Here is a 16,875-nt window from a genome sequence, read left to right as displayed (position 1 = left end):
GTCACCCGCCGCGTCGGATGGTTATCGATTGCTGCGAGCGGCCAACCCCAGAGACCAGGATCGCATGATCGATGTGGTAATCCACGACCATCATCGTGCCGTTCAGGCGATAGTTAACGATCCGGTTCTGCCCGCCCGAGACGACGAACAACACCGGAGCATCAGTTCCTGCCAGAGCGGAGGGAAACTGAATATAGGTCTTAAGGCCGTCGGAATAGATGCGCGTTGGTCGCCATTGCGCCGATCCACTCATAACAAAATCGAAATCGAGCTGATCGGCTGGAACCCCTGCACCCGGCACGATGCTTGCCTCCGTCCTCGAGGCGATCTCTGCGAAGCGAGCGGAGAGATCTTCGGGATATTCAAAGCCCACACGCGCCATATAATTGCTGTGGTGGGAGCGCAGCTGAACATGATAGGTGCGTCTTGAGGTCGTCACCACCATCGAGGTTGTCAGCCCGGCTTCGGCCGGCTTAATGACGAGGTGAACCGTCTGTCCATCAGCTGGTCCAGATGTTGCAGGCTCAACTTTCCAGCGCACGGTGTCGCCCAAAAGGACATCTCGCACAATCTCACCAGCCTGCAGTTCGATGTCGCAAACCTGGAGCGGAGAGCAAACGATCGATGGCTGCACTTCGCCGAACAGAAAGATCACCTTGCCATCAGGCCCCCGCGTGACAACACCCGCGCTCTCGCGCCAGTCCGCGGACAAATTTGTGCCGCGGATTTCATTGGCCGTAAGGTCCTGAGCGGGGACCTGGCCTGTTGCAAGGATGGTCGCTGCCGTGACGGTCAGTACGAGCGAGCGAGATGGGCCAATCGGCGCCGCCATAATGTCCCTCCAGATCTAAAGTTGAGCCGTCCAGTCGAAATCGGTGAGATAGAGCCCAATCGGATTGAGCCCGATCGCAGCCTCGTCCTGAGGCGGACTAATCGTCACCGTGGCAACGCCCCGAAAGCGACGGGTGGCGAGTTCGCGCCCGCTACGATCGCGCTCGAATTCGGTCCAATCGATCTGATAAGAGCGCTCAGAGAGCGGCACGATGCTGGTAACTTCCACCGAAACGGTCATGGTTCGCGCCCGATCAAAGGGTGAATTGGAGCGGAACCAGTTGTTGACCTTTTCTGTCGCCGCATCGGGCGTTCTTAGATGGGCGTAGGTACGGTCGATGTAGCGCTTTTGGACAACGGCATCAGGCGTAACGGAACGAAAGTCCGCAACAAAACTCCCTAAGGTAGCCCTCACCACACGCGGATCAGCGTATTCGATCTGTTGCGGGAAACCCGACATCACCGCCCCACCAAGCTGATCGACTTCTACGATATAGGGGACGAGCCTGACCTGAGCGCTTTGGTAGAGCGCGTAGGCAAAGCCGATGATGGCCATGGCCAGACCCAAAATCGCTACTATCCGCCAGACGGTCGCTGCCCTGATATAGGAGCCATACCGCTCGTTCCATTCCTGACGAGCTGCAAGGTAGGGGTTCTCCGGTGCATTGCGGCGCGTCATGAGATACCTTAAGCCTTATCGTCCTTCGATGGGCGAGCGGGAGCCTGCCCGCGCGCCCCATCCAGTTTCGCGTTGGCAAGTCCAAGCGTGGAAGCGCCCCACGTTCCTGGTACCCCGATGGCCTTGTCGCGGGCGGCGGACGCAAGCGCACCACCAGCGCTGCTAAAGCCAGTTGCCATTCCCTTAAGTGCGGCGGATCCAAAAGAGCCTCCCGCCGTGCGAGCCGCGGAAAAGGACGAGCCTCCTGCCCTCGCCCCACCCCACGCCAAAGCCACACCGCCCGCAGCCAAGCTTGCAGCTTGTGCTCCATGCCCGATAACCTCCATCCCACCGGTCACCGATACACCCTGGACGACCCCCTGAATGATATTGGGCACGTAAACGGCGATGGTGAAAACCACCACGGAGATCCCTGCGATCGCCAATGTTGCAAGGAATTGTTCCTCGCCAGAGGATCGGGCAGCGAGCCCAGAAAGCACGTCCGATCCGATCCGAGCAATCATGACCAGCGCCATGAGCTTCATGCCGACGCTGAAGGCATAGACCAGATAGCGGACTGCAAAGTCCTTGGTGAAACTGGTTCCGCCCAGGCCCAGCATGATCATGCCGGCGAGCAATCCCACATACATCTCCACCATTACAGCGACAAAAATGGCCGCTACCAGGGAAAAGCTCACGACCACCACCACCATTGCAAAGACTGCGGCGATCGCCAGAGCATTGTCCTCCCAGAGCCCGAAACGGGCTTGTTCCGACATGGCGTTTGCAACGCGCAATCCAGCATTGAACACATTGGCAGGCGAGGCTGAGCCATCAGCGGCCCCAATCTGATAGAGGCTATCGACCACCGCCTGGGCAAAGGCTGGTCCCTGCTCGAGCAGGAGCACAAAAAAGCCGATAAACATGATGCGGCGCACCAATTCGGCAAACCAGGTGTCAAGCGCAGCCGCGCTCAGCGCCAGCCAAATGGCGGCGATGCCAACCTCGATCCCTGCGAGGATCCAAAACAGCGACCGTGCTGCTTGCATGACCGCGCCCTCCCAGCCGCGCGCCGCCGCAGCGATCTCGTTTTCGAGCTCTGTCAGCAGCGCACCATCCTGCGCCGTCGCTGAAAAGAGCGGAACGGTGCTGGCCGCCGCCAAAACACAGCAAAATAGGAACCAGCGCGCCTTCATTGGTCTCGCCCATCGAGAAGGTCTCCTTGCGACCGCATCTCTCCGCCACCGTTGATCGAAAACCGATCGTTCATCGACGTCGAACCGGACACCGGGTTGCTTGCAGACGACTGCGCCAGCCGTACGACCCCGGTGATCGCAATGACCACGATCAGGGTGGCCATGAACGTGACGAAAATAGCTGTTCTGCTCACCAGCGAGGCTCCATCATTTGGCCACCCGCCAATGGTGGTGCCACCGATCCAAAGAACTGGTCACGTTGAACCTGACTATGGTCGCGTGCCGACTGCTCGGATTGATACCAAGTGGCCATCATGGTCACCTGCTGGGAAACTAGCCCCCGCAGCATTTGCGACTGGGCCACCTGCTGTGCCGCAATCTGATGGCCGACCTGCAAAGCCTTAAGATGCCCGTCGGCTGTTTGAGACAGCGAGCGGAGCTGATCCATTGTGGCTTGTTCGGTTGAGAACTGTTCGGCCGTAAATCCGGCTGCGCGTAGCGTGGCCGCGATCGTTTCCCGATTTGTGTCCGACCATGAACCATAGCGATCAGAAAATGACTCGCCATTGGAAAGCCCGTTTGCAATCTCGGCGAAACTGGCGAAACGCGATTTGAGCACATCGTCGAGATTGCCCATCGAGAATGCAATCCCTTGGCCCTGTTCGACCAGGCTTCGCAGGCGGCTAAGGTCGCCCTCGACCTCGCCCCAGATCTGCTCTGGCAATTGCGCGGTGTTTTGCAGCAGGTTCTCATAAATCCTGAGCTGGTTTTGAATCTGCTCGGCCAATTGGGTGATCTGGGTCACCTGATTTTGTATCTGCTCGGCCGACTGCCCGGTGAGCGCCACAAGTTCGGCGTTGTTGAGCATTTGCGTCCACTCGGTCGCCGGGCCGACATTAACCCCAGCCTGGGCGTTGGCTATCGGACCGGCGATGATTGCCAGAGCGAGCGTCGCGCTAGCCAAGGTCTGCAAGAATGGCTTTGCCATCTGCGATGCCCCTTTCCCTGAGCCATTCGAGTGGCCAATCATTGCCGTGCGCAGCCGATAAGGCCCGGATGCGGCCAAGATCTTCCTTGCTGGTTGCTCCCACAAAGCAAAGCGCTACCGGACCGAGTGCCATATCGAAGAGCCGACGGCCGACCGGCGAAGCAACGTAGTATTCGCGTTTGGGGACCGCGGTTGCCACGAGCTCGATTTGACGTTCATTAAAACCAATCCGTTGGTAAAACTCCCGTGTTCCAGGCTCATTGGCGGCCCCGTTGGGCAGGCAGATCTTTGTGAGGCAGCTTTCTTTAAGGACGTCGATGATGCCGGAGCGCTCGGCATCGGAGATCGACTGGGTTGCCAACACAACCGCGCAATTGGCCTTGCGCAGCACCTTGAGCCATTCGCGTATTTTCTCCCGGAAGGTGGGATGACCCAGCATCAGCCAGGCCTCATCGAGAATGATAAGGCTCGGATGACCTGAAAGACGCTTTTCGATCCGGCGGAAAAGGTAAAGCAGCACGGGAACGAGGTTGCGTTCGCCCAGATTCATGAGCTCTTCGACCTCAAAGGTCTGAAAGGCCTCCAGCGCTAGCCCATCGGTTTCTGCGTCCAGCAACTGCCCCAACGGCCCGTCGACGGTATAGTGATAAAGCGCATCCTTGATCTGGCGGTGCTGCACACCTGAAACAAAATCCGAGAGCGACCGACCCCGTGAGTGCGCCATCAGTCCGATCTGGCGCGAGATGGCGTTGCGGTGTTCTGGCGTGACATCAACGCCTTGGAGCGTGATCACCGTTTCGATCCACTCGCTGGCCCAGGCACGATCCCCATCGGTCTCTAAGGCCGAGAGCGGGCAAAAGGCGAGCGGGTTGGCTTCGCTCATCGCGTCCCCACCGACTTGGTAGTGGTCGCCACCCACTGCCAAGCTCAGCGGCAGCATTGAATTTCCCTTGTCGAAGGCAAAAACCTGCGCTCCCCTATAGCGGCGGAACTGCGCCGCCAGCAGCGCCAGCAACGTGGATTTGCCCGAGCCAGTTGGGCCAAAGATCAGAGTGTGCCCGACATCGTCCACGTGCAGATTGAGGCGAAAGGGAGTGGAGCCGGAGGCCACCTGCATCAGAGGCGGGGATGCGGGGGGATAATAGGGGCATGGGGCGTTCTGGGCACCCGACCATACTGAATTGAGCGGAATCAGATCCGCCAGGTTGCGGGTGCTGATCAACGGTTCTCGGACATTGGCGTACCAGTTCCCTGGAAGCGACCCCAGATACGCTTCTGTCGCATTAAGTGTTTCGATGCGCGCACCGAACCCTTCGGCTTGTATGAGCCGACGCACCGCTTCGGCCATCTCTTGCAATATTTGAGGATCGCTTTCGAACAGCACAACCACGGGGGTATAATAGCCGTATGCCACCTGCTGGGAGGCGGCCTGAGCGATGGCGTCTTCGGTTTCAACAACCATCTCCATTGCGTCCCGATCAACCGATCGGCTCTGAGTCTGAAACAGTTGATCGATGAACGGCCGCACCTTTTGCTGCCATTTCTTTCGCGTGCGCTCGAGCCTTTCGCGCGCCTCCTGCTCATCAAGAAAGATGAACCGGGAGGACCACCGATAGCTCATTGCCATAAGATCGAGAGATCCAAGGATGCCCGGCCAGCTTTCGGCCGGAAATCCGTCGATGGCGACAACAGCAAGGTGGCGCCCGTCCACGATCGGGTTGAGGCCGTGCTGGAGGTGTGCCGTTGCCAGCCAGTCGAGATACATCGGGATATCAGGCAGGCGGACCGGATGGTTTTCACCGCAAATGCAGAACCGGATAAACTGAAACAGCTCGTCATAGCGTGCTTGCCGGAACCCCTCTTCGGCCTCGACTTCGCGCGTGCGCATCCGGCGAATGGACAACACATTGGCCAGATATTGTTCGATTTCCCGGATTGCATTTGCAAAGGTTTGCAGCGCCGCATCGGCGTAACCGACACTCCTGCTCGCCGCATCTGAATAGAGATAGCGAACAAGTCGTGCTTGCCGACGCTCAGGAGGGCGGTAGGTCAGGATCAGGGCATGTTGGCTTTCGAAATGACCTCGCTCCCGTTCGAAATGCGCGCGCCGCTCGCGGTCGATGGCCCGCGTAACAGGATCGGGAAAGTGACACGCCGCTTCAGGCGTGTAGCTGGTGCTGGGCAGTCGAACCGCCTCGACCTGGATCATCCACCCTGACCCGAGCCGGGCGAAGATCGAGTTGATCTGGCGGGCAATTTCATTGCGCTCGTGATGGGTCGAGCTTTCGCTATCGGGGCCAGCGAAATACCATCCTGCCATCAAGCTCCCATCCTTGAGAAGCAGGACGCCGTCCTCCACCAGACCCGCATAGGGCAACAGGTCCGAAAACGAAGGATCGGCGCGCCGGAATCTATCCAATCGAACCATTGCAACCTCTCAACCTTGGCGCCAAGGCGTTGAGGTGGCTCGATAGCTCGAGCGATAGCCGATGTGACGCACATAGACCTTGCGCATCAAAGGATCAGCCTTAGCCATGGCTCGCAACGCAGCCAGCACGCCGAGCCAGACCATTCCTCCTAAAAGCGCAGAAAACCACGTCAAAACCACAAACACCAAGATGACGGCCGCAAGTGCGGTGACAAGGACGAGTTCGCGATCAGCGCCCATGAGCAGGGTTGGTCGCGATAGAGCCCGATGGATCGTTGAACGGAGGAGCGGCGTGGATTGGTCAGCCATGTCCCCTCCCCTGCGCCGGTTCAGCTTCTAAGGAAGCTGCCATTGGTTTCCCGACCCAGGCGCCCGAAGCGCCGAACAAACCGACAATCTGGGTGGCCCCGAGCAAAATGCCGGCGACAAGAACCACATACATCAAGCGCCGGGCGAAATCGTTGAGCTCTCCGCCAAAGATCAGCATGCCACCGGCAACGGCGACCGCGGCCAGGGCGATAAAGCCCGCCACCGGGCCCGTGATCGATTGTTGAATCTGCTCGAGTGGCTGCTCCCAAGGCAGTCCGCCGCCGCTTGCGCCAAGAGCTGCTTGGGACGTCAACACAAGCAATAGGCAACCCGCCACGAGCGGTTTTGCGAGTTTAGGCAACACGGCGTTGGTCCCCTTGGTCCAGCGGGTTGGTCCTGTACTGACCCTCGACGAAAGCCTCGACCGCGATCACCTCCTGCACCCGTCGGCCGCCCGGTGTGCGCACAATGGAGATCACCACATCGACGGCCTCTGCGATCACCTCGCGCATGGGCTGTTGACTGACTTCGGCGGTGAGCTGCTCGAGACGGCGCAACGCCGACAGCGCCGAATTTGCATGAACTGTGGTGACACCGCCCGGGTGTCCGGTGTTCCAGCTCTTAAGAAGCGTCAACGCCGCCCCATCTCGGACCTCGCCAACGATGATCCGATCAGGACGCAGCCTCATTGTGGATTTGAGCAGGCGCGCCATACCCACCGAGTCGGAGGTATGAAGCGCAACCAAATTGGCCGCCGCGCACTGCAATTCGGCGGTGTCTTCGAGGATCACCAGGCGATGGGCGGGAGCACCAGCTACGATCTCGGCCAAAATCGCATTGGCGAGGGTGGTCTTTCCCGACCCCGTACCCCCTGAAACCACGATATTGAGACGCGCGGCTACGGCATTGCGGATCGCTGCTGCTTGCGTTGGTGTCATGATCCGCCCGCTCACATAATCGTCTAGCGCGAAAAGCTGTGACGCTCTGCGGCGTATCGTGAACACAGGCGCAGCAACGATCGGGGGCAGCAATCCCTCGAAGCGATGGCCCCCGATGGGCAGTTCCCCCGAAACAAACGGGTTTTCCTTGCCCATTTCCGTTCCAAGCGCATGCGCGACGCTGCCAATGACGATTTCGGCGGCGCCTGCATCCATCGTCCCCGATGGGGAGATGCCCTCCCCTACTCTTTCGACAAACAGTTGGCCGTCGGGATTGAGCATCACCTCCACCACATTGGCATCCGAAAGGGCGCTGCAGATGGTGTGGCCCAAGGCTTCTGCGAGCTTTCGCATCAAGCGGGCCTGAGAGTGCCGCTCAACCATAAAAGGCGCGCTCCCGGCCAAGGTCGGCGTCGCTGCCTTTTCCGCTTCGCACTGGCGCAATCATCTTTTCACCTGCTCTCGAGATTGGACGCAGGCATCGTTTTCAGGATCCGGCGGACTGGTCATCCCGCTGAATTTGAGGGGCGAGTGATTCTCTTCGCCAGCGGGTCAGATGATCTCTGCGGTTAACCAAGCGCTTGATGCTCCGTCGGATTTGAGGGAACACCAAAAGGCGATCAATCCCCTAGATTGGTCGCTAAGTGGCGGAAAAACTGGATTAATTTGCTACCCGGCAGGGAAATTCGTCCTGACTCTAAACTGTGGGGTAACACCCGCTTAACCTTAATCAACTGGACGGGCTGTCAGAATCGTGGCGTAGTTTGGCGGGATATGGGCGACAAAACGCGTGCTGCCCGACAATAGGGACTGAAAACGACAATGGCTGTGACACAGCGCAAACCGCAGGATGAGGATCCGGCAGACAAAATCGTTCGTCATGCCAATCTTCTTTCGGAGCATTTGCAGGCACGGCGCCAGCAGATGTATCCGCCTGACGCCCAGAAGAGCCTGCGTCTGTTTTCGACCCACGAGGTATCAAAGCTCACCTCCATACCTGAGTCGACGCTCAAGCTGATGTCGAACGAGGGAAAAGGCCCAATTCCGGCCCGGCTTGAGAACAACCATCGCGTCTATACTCTTGCCCAGATCAACGAGCTGCGCACGCTTTTTGCGGAGCAACGGCCCTCGGACGCCTTGCGTTTTTTGCCCCATCGCCGGCCGGGCGAGCATCTGCAGATTCTGGCGATTGCCAATTTCAAGGGTGGAAGCGCTAAAACAACCACCAGCGGACACCTGGCGCATTATCTTGCTTTGCAGGGCTATCGCGTGCTTGCTATTGATCTCGATCCGCAAGCTTCGCTCTCGGCGATGTTTGGCGCGCAGCCTGAAATCGACGTACAATCGAACGAAACGATATACGCAGCGCTTCGCTATGATGACGAGCGGCGCCCCGTCTCTGAAATTATTCGCCAGACCTACTTCACCGGGATCGACCTGATCCCGGGCAATATCGAGGTGATGGAATACGAGCACGAAACCCCGCGCTTTCTTTCCATGGGCCAAAAGGACGCCGACAGCATCTTTTTTGAACGGCTGCGTTTGGTGCTCGCCGAAGTCGAGGAGAACTACGATGTCGTTATTCTCGATACGCCCCCTTCCCTCGGCTTTCTGACGCTTGGTGCCATCTACGCAGCTACCGGTCTGCTGGTTACCGTTCACCCCGCAATGCTCGATGTCATGTCGATGAACCAGTTCCTATTGATGATGGGCGATCTGATTTCGGTCATCCGTGATGCTGGGGCCCGGCTGGACCAGGATTTCCTGCGCTATGTTGTGACAAGGCATGATCCAATGGATCAGTCGCAGGTTCATGTGGTCTCGATGCTGCGTCATCTTTTCGGTGATGAGGTCCTCACCTCAACCGCGATCGAAAGCGCCGCCATTGAAACGGCCGGTCTTGCCAAGCGCACGCTCTATGAGCTCGAGTCAGGCAATATCGCAGCGGCAACCGTCAAGCGGGCACGCGAAGCAATTGATGCGGTCAACGAGCAAATCCTTGATCTTGTTCGCAAAAGTTGGGGTCGAGAATGAGCGCGAAGCGAAATTCGGGCCGCTCCATCCTTCAAAATTTTGGGGCGTTCACCCAACCAAGCACCACTGATGCACCAAGCTCGCTACCAAGTGCGTCCGCTGGCCAAACGCCGCGGGTCGGCGCAGGAGTCATCGGAGCGACCTCCCGGTCTTTGGTGGAGCTACGTGAAGAGCGGGACCGCTTCAAGGCGATCGCCGAAGCAGGTGGGTGGCTTGAAATTGATCCAGAGTTGATAGACCCCTCCCCTTTTCCGGACCGGCTTCCCGATGACAACGGGACGAGCTTTGCCGAGCTCAAGGAGCTGATGGCCTCAGAGGGTCAGAAGGTTCCCATCCAGGTGCGCAAGCATCCTACCGCCGAAGGTCGGTTTCAGGTTGTTTACGGGCACAGGCGCCGGCAAGCCGCTGCCGAGCTGGGCGTTAAAGTCAAGGCGATCATTGTCGCCTACTCCGATGCTGAGCTCGTGGTCGCCCAGGGCATCGAGAACGCTGCAAGACAGGATCTGAGCTGGATCGAACGAGCGCTGTTTGTTCGAACCATGGACTCGGCCGGGATCAAACCTCGAGACATAAGGGCCGCCCTTTCGGTTGATGACCCCGAATTGGCACGGCTTCGCCAGGTAATCAAGATGGTTCCTGTCGATGTTATTGAAGCCATTGGTCGGGCGCCGAAAGTCGGGCGGCCAAGATGGCTATCGCTTGCCAATGCCATGAGCAAATCGTCTGGAAGTGCCGAGCGGGTCCTTCAAACCTTGTCAGCTGACAAGGTGCGCGAACAAAGCTCGGATGAACGATTCAAACTCGCGCTGGCAGCACTGCAAAAAAAGAAGGTCGCCCTAGACTCTGACGTGGAGCTCAAATCACCTGCTGGGGTGACTTTTGGCAAGGCAGCATTTCGGGGTGACAACGTCAAACTCTCCCTCAAGGGAGTGCAAGGCGCCAACTTTGGCGCCTTCCTTGAGGGAGAGCTGCCAGGGCTGATTGAGAAATTCTTCGCCGGAGACGGCGAGGCGTAGACCTGTCAGAAGCAAACCTTGTCAGCTGACAAGGTTTGCCAAGCAGGTCGAGGGTGGCGACCAAGGCCGACACCCAGTGATCATCAACCAATGAAACGAGGAAGCATGAGGTAAAAAGAAAGGCCCCGAAACGGCGTCTCGGAAGCCCCTCTTGTTCGTTTGGCGACTGCAAGACTCTCACTTCCGCGAATCATAGTCAAGAGGCTCCGTATGGAGATCTCAACGCCGGTCTCGGTGGACGCTTTCGGCTTGCCTGAAGGCTGGATGAGGCACCATGAGAATCTTGTTAAGAACGACGCCTTTTGGGCGGCGGGCGATGGCGTATGCGCAAAGCAATGACGGCGTCAGATTCGCTTCGCAGACTGTCCGGAGGGCGCTATGAGCGTTGTAGCCTCTGGATTGAGAAGAACAACGCCGGGGCGCCTGGCGGCCGTCGAATATGCACGTGACTACCGCAAGCCTGGTGCCAAGCGCATAACACGCACTGCAGCGCTGCAGGCTGCCAAGCGTGGCGCCTCTGCCATGGGGCTCAAGACCGCCAAGCTGGCCCTGATCGACCAACTCTTTGCCTACACCAAAGCCAAGGATTGGACCGATGAGGGCGTAGTGCCCGTTGTGTGGCCCTCCAATGCGGTTCTGGCGCGTCGCCTGGGGGTTTCTGTCTCGACAATGAAGCACCACCTCAATGGTTTGGTCGAAGCAGGCCTTGTGGCCTACCAGGACGGGCCCACATACCAGCGTCATGGCCGGCGCGACGAGAACGACAGGATCATTGAAGCCGCCGGTATCGACCTGTCTCCAATCGCCGTGCGCTTTACCGAATTAACCGAGCTCGCAGATGCCGCAGAATATGCTGCACGGCAGTGGAAGCGGTTCTCGGATCGGCGCACCATCTTGCGTAAGGAGGTTCAGTCCCTGATCCAGTCTGCTATCGAAGAAGGATTTCCAGGACCGTGGGGTAGGGCCATGGCCCGGCTCGACGTGCTGCGCGAAGCTCGCGCTGCCGACCTCGACCAATTAATGGAATGGGTCGATGAGCTCGAGGGCATGCAGGAGGAGCTCGAAGAGGCCTATAACAAGGCGATTCACAGTAGAAATATGGATACCGCCGTATCGAAATTTCGGCCCATACAAACTACAGCCCAAACCCTTAACCCTGAATCAAGTAACCAAAACCGGACGTGGGCTAACGCCCACGACTCCAACCTTCAAACCGCCTCCGGCGGGGCTTTTGAAAGAAAGCCTGGGGAAGGGGCGATGGAGTCGCAAATCCTAACCGCAGCAAATGATGTGCTCGACGAGGATGTCCAATCGATTTCTCTGCCTCTGGTTCGTGAGGCGTGCCCCAAAGTGGTCCAGCTCGCGCCCTATGCCTTCGAGAGCTGGACCGCGCTGCGCGACAGTGGCACGGACATATCGCATAGGGCGGGCATTAACCCTCAAGTCTGGCAGGAAGCGCGGCAGCACCTGGGGCCCGATATAGCGATCGCTGCATTGGCGGTTACGGTGCAAAAGGCCGAGCTGGGGCTGGTCCAGAAGCCTGGTGCCTATATGCGGCGGCTGTGCCAGTTGGGCCAGCAAGGAGAGCTGCGTATCAGCCGGTCGCTCTTTGGTCTAGCCAAGGCGGGACTAGCAGGGGCGGCTGCGGTTCAACCATCATTTGAGCCGAACTCGATTGCACCTAAGGCCAAAATCGGGTTCCCGGAAGGGAACGTTTCGTGGACGCGTTGGGCCGAAGTGATCCGGGAAAACGCCCCCAAACCCACACCCGACATCGAGATGGTCGCCAGCCGGTTCCGCAACTGGGCGCGCGACAACGACATCGACCTTGCCTCGCCCAATATCGAGCGAACCTTGATCAGCTTCTGTAAAAAATGGAAGAACAGCTATTAGGACTACGCCTCGAGTGGAGGTCGCTATGGTAAATAATGTGCAAACGAGGGCGTGCTGCAGACTTATTCTCACCAGCCGATGGAGTGGAGGAAGGGCGCTTTCCGGAAACGGTCCGCTCAAGGTGTCGGCGAGCTGGTGCTGTCATCTCGGAGGATGCTGAAAGCCAGGTCGATACGGTAGCGGTTAACCGATGTCGCCCTTGGCAGCTCGTTGAACGAAAGATGGGGTGATTTCGATGTTACGCCATCGGTAGACAGCTTGGTGGCAGCAGATTTTCCTCTTATATAGTGCTGAGATGGTACGGAGAGAAAAAATGGCGGAACAACAACTTTCTGTACGAAGCTCTAAAGCTCGCGACTTGGCTCACCGACTTGCGCGGCGCGAGAATCGTTCAATCGCAGATATCGTCGAACGCGCTCTTGAATCCTATGAGATTCGGGAAACTGGACGCGAAGCTGCTGAAGCGTTTTATGCTCGGCTTACTTCGCAATTCGGCACTGATATCGACCTCGAAGCAGTCATCCACAAAGGTCGTCGTCCGCATCAGGGCATTGAGCTTTGATATTTCTCGATACCAATGTCGTCTCTGAGACGCTGCGGAAATCTTCAAGCGAGGCGGTACTGACGTGGCTGATCCGGTATGATGCTGAGCTTGCGCTGCCGACGGTGACCATCGCTGAAATCGCCTACGGGATTCAGAAAATCCGTCCGGATTAGCGGGCCGATCGGTTGGACCTGGGGCTTCAGGACTGGCGTCGTCGTTTTGCGGATCGTATCTTTGGTCTAACAGAGGAAGCAGCCCTCGCTTATGGCGAAATCATGGGTGAGGCCGCACGGCGAGGACGCTTAATGTCCGCGCCAGATGGGATGATCGCGGCGGTAGCCCGCGTAAACGGCGGCCGACTGGCGACGCGCAATCTTAGTGATTTCCAGACGACCGGTCTTGAACTTATCTCCCCGTGGGCGTTTTGACGCAGCAGGGGAGGGGCTTCGGCCCCTAAAGCCCGCTCGCTTTTGTGAGATTGACGCGGAAACGGTCGCGTCGGCGTTGGTAACGGCGCGTCATCTCGGCAGAAGCATGACCAAGCTGCTTTTGCACGTAGCGTTCATCCACCTCGGCCGACGAGGCAAGGCCGGCGCGCAGGGAATGGCCGGCAAAGAGCTTTTCGCGCTCACTCTCGCTCACATCGCCGCGCACGCCTGCAGCCAGCGCCGTCCGCTTGACCAGCCGAGCCACTTCTTGGGCATTAAGGCGATCGGGGCCGACTTTCTTACCTTGGCCGGTGACGCGGCGAAATAGCGGGCCGTGCGCGATCCTTGCAAAGGTGAGCCAGGTTTTGAGCGTGGCAACCGGGCAGGTGGTATCGGAGGAACCGCGGCCAATCTCGACCTCGCGCCAGCCAGTTTTGCCGCGCAGGACGATCAGCAGGCCTTTGTCAAGGATCTCGATCCAGCCTGACCCATCCTCCGTCTGGTCGCGACCGCAATCGAGCCCCACGATCTCCGAGCGCCTCAAGCCACCAGAAAAGCCGAGCAGCAGCATGGCCCGATCGCGCAGCCCGCGCAGGGTACCCCGGTCGAGGGTTTCAAGCATGGCGATGAGATCTTCGGGGAGAATGGCTTCCTTCTGCACGGGTGGTGCGCCTTGTGCATTGCGAATTCCTGCCATGACCGTAGCGATGTGACGATCCTTGCGGTCGAGGGCAAGACCGCGCTGTGAATAGTTCCATGAAAGGGAAGAAAGTCGCCGCTCGATTGTTGAGACCGAATTGGGCTTTTTGCTGCCACTGACCGTGCCCGAGGCGCAAGCGGTGATGTATAGCCCCACCGTCTGTGGATCAGGGGGCAGCGGCATAAGGCCCTGACGCCGGCACCAGCTCGAGAAATGCTTCCAATCGGAGGAATAGGCTCGCTGCGTATTGGCCGAACTCGCTGCAGCGACATATCCGCGAGCGCGTTCCGCGAGGGTTCTCAGATGATCGGGAACAGACGGCGGTTCACTCGCGGACGGGGAAGGGGAGGGGGGTAGGACTGGCGCCTGGCGGTCTGCCACTGTCTCGACTTCATCCACTTGGGCGGCAATGCCGGGTTTATCAGGGCTCATTTGAAAGCTCATGAACACTCCCAAAACCAGATGCGTCTGCAAATTGCCATTTATGCGACCGCGTCCTGTGGTCGAGCTGAGCGTCCCTGAGCCCGCTCATCGGCATTTTGCTCGACGAGAGAGCTCATTTTGTATGTGTGTCACGAAACGAACGATAATACAACATTATCGTTCATTTTATGTAGCCGACAGGCCGTGCGGTTTTTAGCGATTGGGATAGCTTAAAGCGCACCATTCAGCTATGCTCCGTTCGATGACTTCGCGCTTCGTACCCCTCGCAGTCGATCCCGCCAGCGTGCCCACAGTGCCCGCTTGGGCGACGCCGCGCGCGCCTTTGGAGTCCCAGACCGACGCGGCCTATATGGCCGGTAGTGCTCTAAATTCACTCGACAAGCTGGTGTTCTCGGATGCTCCCTGGCTTGGCGCTTGGCGGCATCGGCTGGCCCTTAGGGCCGCCGCCAGCACCGTGAAACTCCTGGGACGCAGTGAAAGCGAACTCGAGCTGCGTGACGCATGGTTATTGCGGGCGCCCGGCGACGAACCCGGCCCGGCTGGCAGCGTGCTTTCGGCATGGCGGCGCCTGGTCGGTCGATCCAGCACGCCGGAGATCGAGGCTCTAGCGACGGTCGCGCAGCTCCTCGGAACCAAGACGTCCGCCAAAAGGGATGGGCTCGTTGATCTTTTGGCCGAGATCTCAGCTGCGAGCGCGCCGGCACCGATCGTTGCGGCGGAGGTCGGCAACGCGGTGATCCGCCGTGAGCCGGTGGCCGAAGCGCTGGCTTGGTGGATGGCCGATCTGGCGCTGTCGCTGCGCATGCGTTGGCCGCTTCCAATCCCCATCCTGGCGTCGCAGATGCATTCGCCCCTTTTGCGGCTGGGTTCTGGGCGCGTTCGGGCGCGACCGGGAGGTGAGGGGTTTGAGCGCGGCTGCCTGATCGCGGCGGCGGCGGGGGCGGCTGAAGCCTGCAAGCTCGCGAGCGCGATGGCGGTCCGGGCTCAGCGGTTGCAGGCGGTGGCGCCGCGGCTGCGCTCAAAAGGGGCCGGGGAGGTGATCGAACTTTTGCTAAACGAGGACGCGGTGTCGGGGTCGCTCACAACCAAGACCTTGTCTCGTTGGGCGAGCCGCCGGCTGTTCGAGCGCCTTCTCGCGCTCGAGGCGGTGCGCGAGCTCTCCGGCCGCGACAGTTTCCGGCTTTTCGGACTGTAGCCATGCCCCGTCCGTCACGCAAACAGGCCGAGCTGCTTGACGTGGAACTGGAGGGGTTGCCGCCCGAGCTGCGCTGGCGCGAGTGGATGGCGCGCGTCGAGGCCGTGATCTTCGCGGCACCCGAGCCGGTGACGCGCGAGTTTCTTGCCCGGATCGTTGGCAAAACCTGCAGCATCGACCTGCTGATCGAGGACATTGCAAACGAGCTGGCTAGTCGTCCCTACGAGATCGTCTCCGTGGCAGGCGGCTGGCAGTTCCGCACCCGTCTGCGCCATTCTCAGGTTCTAAAGGCGGCTTTCGGGGTGACCTCGACGGCAGCGCATGTGACGGAGACCGAGATGCTTGTGCTGGCCTTGATCGCCTACCACCAGCCGGTTACGCGCTCCGGCCTGGCCGAAATCATCGGTCGCGAGGTCAGCCGCGACGTTATCGGTCGATTGCGCGAGCTCGATTTCATCGCAGCGGGGCCGCGGGCTCCACAGCCGGGTGCGCCCTACACCTATGTGACGACGAACGCGTTCTTATCGCATTTCGGGTTCGCCACATTGAGGGATTTGCCAAGTCTCGAGGCGCTTGAGGACGCCGGGTTGCTCGGCGGACGCGTCGAGGGACCCGCCGCCATGCCGATCGGCGGACCGGGGGAGCCGGACGACGCAGAGGATCAGGAGATTTTCGAGGGATGACTAAACCGCAGGACGTTCCCGCATCGGCAAATGAACTCACCGCCATCAGTCGCGAAAGGAACCGCACGCGCCTGACCGCCGTCTCGGAGAGAAACCGAAAGCTGCAGTTCCTCCCCGTCGAAGTCATTCACGAGCGATGAAAGCGTAACTCCCAGCAGCCGAATTCCCTTCGGTGTCGGAAAGGTTGCCTCCATCAGTCCGGGCGCGAGCCCCCTTAGCTCGGTCTCACTTCGGATCGGAAGCTGAACGGTTTTACAGCGGGTGATGATCTGGACGTCTGCATACTTCACCTTCAGGGTCACCGTTCGCCCTGAGACGCTGCGCTCCTTGCAGAAGCGCCAGACGTTGGCTGCCAAGGCCACCAACTCCACCTTGCCAGTTCGAGCTCCAATATATCATCCGCGAAGGTATTCTCCGCGCCGATGGACCTCCGCGGCCGGTCGGGCTGCACCTCTCGCTCCTCGATGCCGCGTGAGATGCGGTAATACCGGATACCGGCCTTCCCGAAATGCTCCAGGACGAACACCAAAGGCGTTTCGCGCAGGTCTGGCGGTAAACTGCTGCCGGACGGCGCGATCGCCAGCAGCGCT

Annotated in this window: 17 protein-coding genes and 1 pseudogene; 7 read left to right on the top strand and 11 right to left on the bottom strand. The window is 59.3% G+C overall.

The annotated features are described in order from the left end of the window. Position 1 precedes the first annotated feature (1 nt). Genes trbG through trbB form a run of 9 tightly spaced genes read right to left on the bottom strand, consistent with a single transcriptional unit; the run spans position 2 to position 7,732 of the window. Positions 2 to 832, bottom strand: a complete 831-nt coding sequence (trbG, locus tag NO934_RS19515; RefSeq protein WP_309163837.1) for a P-type conjugative transfer protein TrbG — start codon at positions 830 to 832, stop codon at positions 2 to 4. Positions 833 to 847: 15 nt separating this feature from the next. Continuing rightward, entirely contained in the window at positions 848 to 1,510 is a 663-nt protein-coding gene (gene trbF, locus NO934_RS19510) for a conjugal transfer protein TrbF (protein ID WP_309163835.1), read from the bottom strand. Positions 1,511 to 1,518: 8 nt separating this feature from the next. Beyond that, on the bottom strand, positions 1,519 to 2,685 hold the full coding sequence (gene trbL / locus NO934_RS19505; protein WP_309163833.1) for a P-type conjugative transfer protein TrbL: 1,167 nt from the start codon (positions 2,683 to 2,685) through the stop codon (positions 1,519 to 1,521). Further along, a complete protein-coding gene (locus tag NO934_RS19500; RefSeq protein WP_309163832.1) occupies positions 2,682 to 2,879 on the bottom strand; it encodes a hypothetical protein in 198 nt (65 codons plus the stop codon). The genes trbL and NO934_RS19500 overlap by 4 nt, the downstream gene beginning before the upstream one ends. Then, on the bottom strand, positions 2,876 to 3,673 hold the full coding sequence (trbJ, locus tag NO934_RS19495; RefSeq protein ID WP_309164401.1) for a P-type conjugative transfer protein TrbJ: 798 nt from the start codon (positions 3,671 to 3,673) through the stop codon (positions 2,876 to 2,878). Before trbJ ends, NO934_RS19500 begins: the two co-directional genes overlap by 4 nt. Then, a complete protein-coding gene (locus tag NO934_RS19490; protein WP_309163830.1) occupies positions 3,642 to 6,101 on the bottom strand; it encodes a conjugal transfer protein TrbE in 2,460 nt (819 codons plus the stop codon). Before NO934_RS19490 ends, trbJ begins: the two co-directional genes overlap by 32 nt. Before the next feature lie 9 nt (positions 6,102 to 6,110). After that, positions 6,111 to 6,410: a conjugal transfer protein TrbD gene (locus tag NO934_RS19485; RefSeq protein ID WP_309163829.1), complete on the bottom strand. Its 300-nt coding sequence runs from the start codon at positions 6,408 to 6,410 to the stop codon at positions 6,111 to 6,113. Further along, positions 6,403 to 6,747 carry a TrbC/VirB2 family protein gene (locus NO934_RS19480; protein WP_309164400.1) on the bottom strand — a complete coding sequence of 115 codons (345 nt, stop codon included), beginning with the start codon at positions 6,745 to 6,747 and terminating at the stop codon, positions 6,403 to 6,405. Before NO934_RS19480 ends, NO934_RS19485 begins: the two co-directional genes overlap by 8 nt. 16 nt (positions 6,748 to 6,763) lie before the next feature. Then, a complete protein-coding gene (trbB, locus tag NO934_RS19475) occupies positions 6,764 to 7,732 on the bottom strand; it encodes a P-type conjugative transfer ATPase TrbB (protein ID WP_309163826.1) in 969 nt (322 codons plus the stop codon). A 438-nt stretch (positions 7,733 to 8,170) separates the two neighbouring features. Here trbB and repA point away from each other — a divergent pair, with 438 nt between their 5' ends. The 5 genes and pseudogenes from repA to NO934_RS19450 all read left to right on the top strand — a co-directional run bounded on the left by repA (position 8,171) and on the right by NO934_RS19450 (position 13,263). Then, positions 8,171 to 9,382: a plasmid partitioning protein RepA gene (repA, locus tag NO934_RS19470; RefSeq protein ID WP_309163824.1), complete on the top strand. Its 1,212-nt coding sequence runs from the start codon at positions 8,171 to 8,173 to the stop codon at positions 9,380 to 9,382. Continuing rightward, on the top strand, positions 9,379 to 10,398 hold the full coding sequence (gene repB / locus NO934_RS19465) for a plasmid partitioning protein RepB (RefSeq protein ID WP_309163822.1): 1,020 nt from the start codon (positions 9,379 to 9,381) through the stop codon (positions 10,396 to 10,398). The genes repA and repB overlap by 4 nt, the downstream gene beginning before the upstream one ends. A gap of 378 nt (positions 10,399 to 10,776) precedes the next feature. Further along, the gene (repC, locus tag NO934_RS19460) at positions 10,777 to 12,291 is read left to right on the top strand and encodes a plasmid replication protein RepC (protein WP_309163820.1); all 1,515 of its coding nucleotides are present in this window, start codon (positions 10,777 to 10,779) and stop codon (positions 12,289 to 12,291) included. Positions 12,292 to 12,604: 313 nt separating this feature from the next. Next, positions 12,605 to 12,853: a type II toxin-antitoxin system VapB family antitoxin gene (locus NO934_RS19455; RefSeq protein ID WP_309163818.1), complete on the top strand. Its 249-nt coding sequence runs from the start codon at positions 12,605 to 12,607 to the stop codon at positions 12,851 to 12,853. After that, positions 12,850 to 13,263, top strand: a pseudogene (locus tag NO934_RS19450) (type II toxin-antitoxin system VapC family toxin). Before NO934_RS19455 ends, NO934_RS19450 begins: the two are co-directional and overlap by 4 nt. 25 nt (positions 13,264 to 13,288) lie before the next feature. Here NO934_RS19450 and NO934_RS19445 read toward each other — a convergent pair. Next, positions 13,289 to 14,395, bottom strand: coding sequence for a site-specific integrase (locus NO934_RS19445; RefSeq protein ID WP_309163815.1), 1,107 nt, complete (start codon positions 14,393 to 14,395; stop codon positions 13,289 to 13,291). A 253-nt stretch (positions 14,396 to 14,648) separates the two neighbouring features. On the opposite strand from NO934_RS19445, the gene NO934_RS19440 reads away from it, so the two are divergent. Further along, positions 14,649 to 15,602, top strand: a complete 954-nt coding sequence (locus tag NO934_RS19440; RefSeq protein ID WP_309163813.1) for a DUF1403 family protein — start codon at positions 14,649 to 14,651, stop codon at positions 15,600 to 15,602. A gap of 2 nt (positions 15,603 to 15,604) precedes the next feature. Beyond that, positions 15,605 to 16,285: an SMC-Scp complex subunit ScpB gene (locus NO934_RS19435; protein ID WP_309163811.1), complete on the top strand. Its 681-nt coding sequence runs from the start codon at positions 15,605 to 15,607 to the stop codon at positions 16,283 to 16,285. On the opposite strand, the gene NO934_RS19430 is transcribed toward NO934_RS19435, so the two are convergent. Beyond that, on the bottom strand, positions 16,264 to 16,641 hold the full coding sequence (locus tag NO934_RS19430) for a hypothetical protein (protein WP_375143307.1): 378 nt from the start codon (positions 16,639 to 16,641) through the stop codon (positions 16,264 to 16,266). The genes NO934_RS19435 and NO934_RS19430 overlap by 22 nt on opposite strands. Between the last annotated feature and the right edge of the window lie 234 nt (positions 16,642 to 16,875).

This window comes from Pelagibacterium sp. H642, from assembly GCF_031202855.1.
In the GTDB taxonomy this organism is placed as follows: domain Bacteria; phylum Pseudomonadota; class Alphaproteobacteria; order Rhizobiales; family Devosiaceae; genus Pelagibacterium.
The sequence above is the reverse complement of the archived record's forward strand: the minus strand, read 5'-3'. Positions and strand labels throughout refer to the sequence as shown.

Excerpts from the sequence above, each read along its gene's own strand:
- NO934_RS19455 (WP_309163818.1), top strand. The coding sequence starts at position 12,605 with ATGGCGGAACAACAACTTTCTGTACGAAGCTCTAAAGCTCGCGACTTG.
- trbL (WP_309163833.1), bottom strand. The coding sequence starts at position 2,685 with ATGAAGGCGCGCTGGTTCCTATTTTGCTGTGTTTTGGCGGCGGCCAGC.
- trbJ (WP_309164401.1), bottom strand. The coding sequence starts at position 3,673 with ATGGCAAAGCCATTCTTGCAGACCTTGGCTAGCGCGACGCTCGCTCTG.
- repC (WP_309163820.1), top strand. The coding sequence starts at position 10,777 with ATGAGCGTTGTAGCCTCTGGATTGAGAAGAACAACGCCGGGGCGCCTG.
- trbF (WP_309163835.1), bottom strand. The coding sequence starts at position 1,510 with ATGACGCGCCGCAATGCACCGGAGAACCCCTACCTTGCAGCTCGTCAG.
- trbG (WP_309163837.1), bottom strand. The coding sequence starts at position 832 with ATGGCGGCGCCGATTGGCCCATCTCGCTCGCTCGTACTGACCGTCACG.
- NO934_RS19440 (WP_309163813.1), top strand. The coding sequence starts at position 14,649 with ATGACTTCGCGCTTCGTACCCCTCGCAGTCGATCCCGCCAGCGTGCCC.
- trbB (WP_309163826.1), bottom strand. The coding sequence starts at position 7,732 with ATGGTTGAGCGGCACTCTCAGGCCCGCTTGATGCGAAAGCTCGCAGAA.
- NO934_RS19445 (WP_309163815.1), bottom strand. The coding sequence starts at position 14,395 with ATGAGCCCTGATAAACCCGGCATTGCCGCCCAAGTGGATGAAGTCGAG.
- NO934_RS19490 (WP_309163830.1), bottom strand. The coding sequence starts at position 6,101 with ATGGTTCGATTGGATAGATTCCGGCGCGCCGATCCTTCGTTTTCGGAC.
- NO934_RS19435 (WP_309163811.1), top strand. The coding sequence starts at position 15,605 with ATGCCCCGTCCGTCACGCAAACAGGCCGAGCTGCTTGACGTGGAACTG.
- repB (WP_309163822.1), top strand. The coding sequence starts at position 9,379 with ATGAGCGCGAAGCGAAATTCGGGCCGCTCCATCCTTCAAAATTTTGGG.
- NO934_RS19485 (WP_309163829.1), bottom strand. The coding sequence starts at position 6,410 with ATGGCTGACCAATCCACGCCGCTCCTCCGTTCAACGATCCATCGGGCT.
- repA (WP_309163824.1), top strand. The coding sequence starts at position 8,171 with ATGGCTGTGACACAGCGCAAACCGCAGGATGAGGATCCGGCAGACAAA.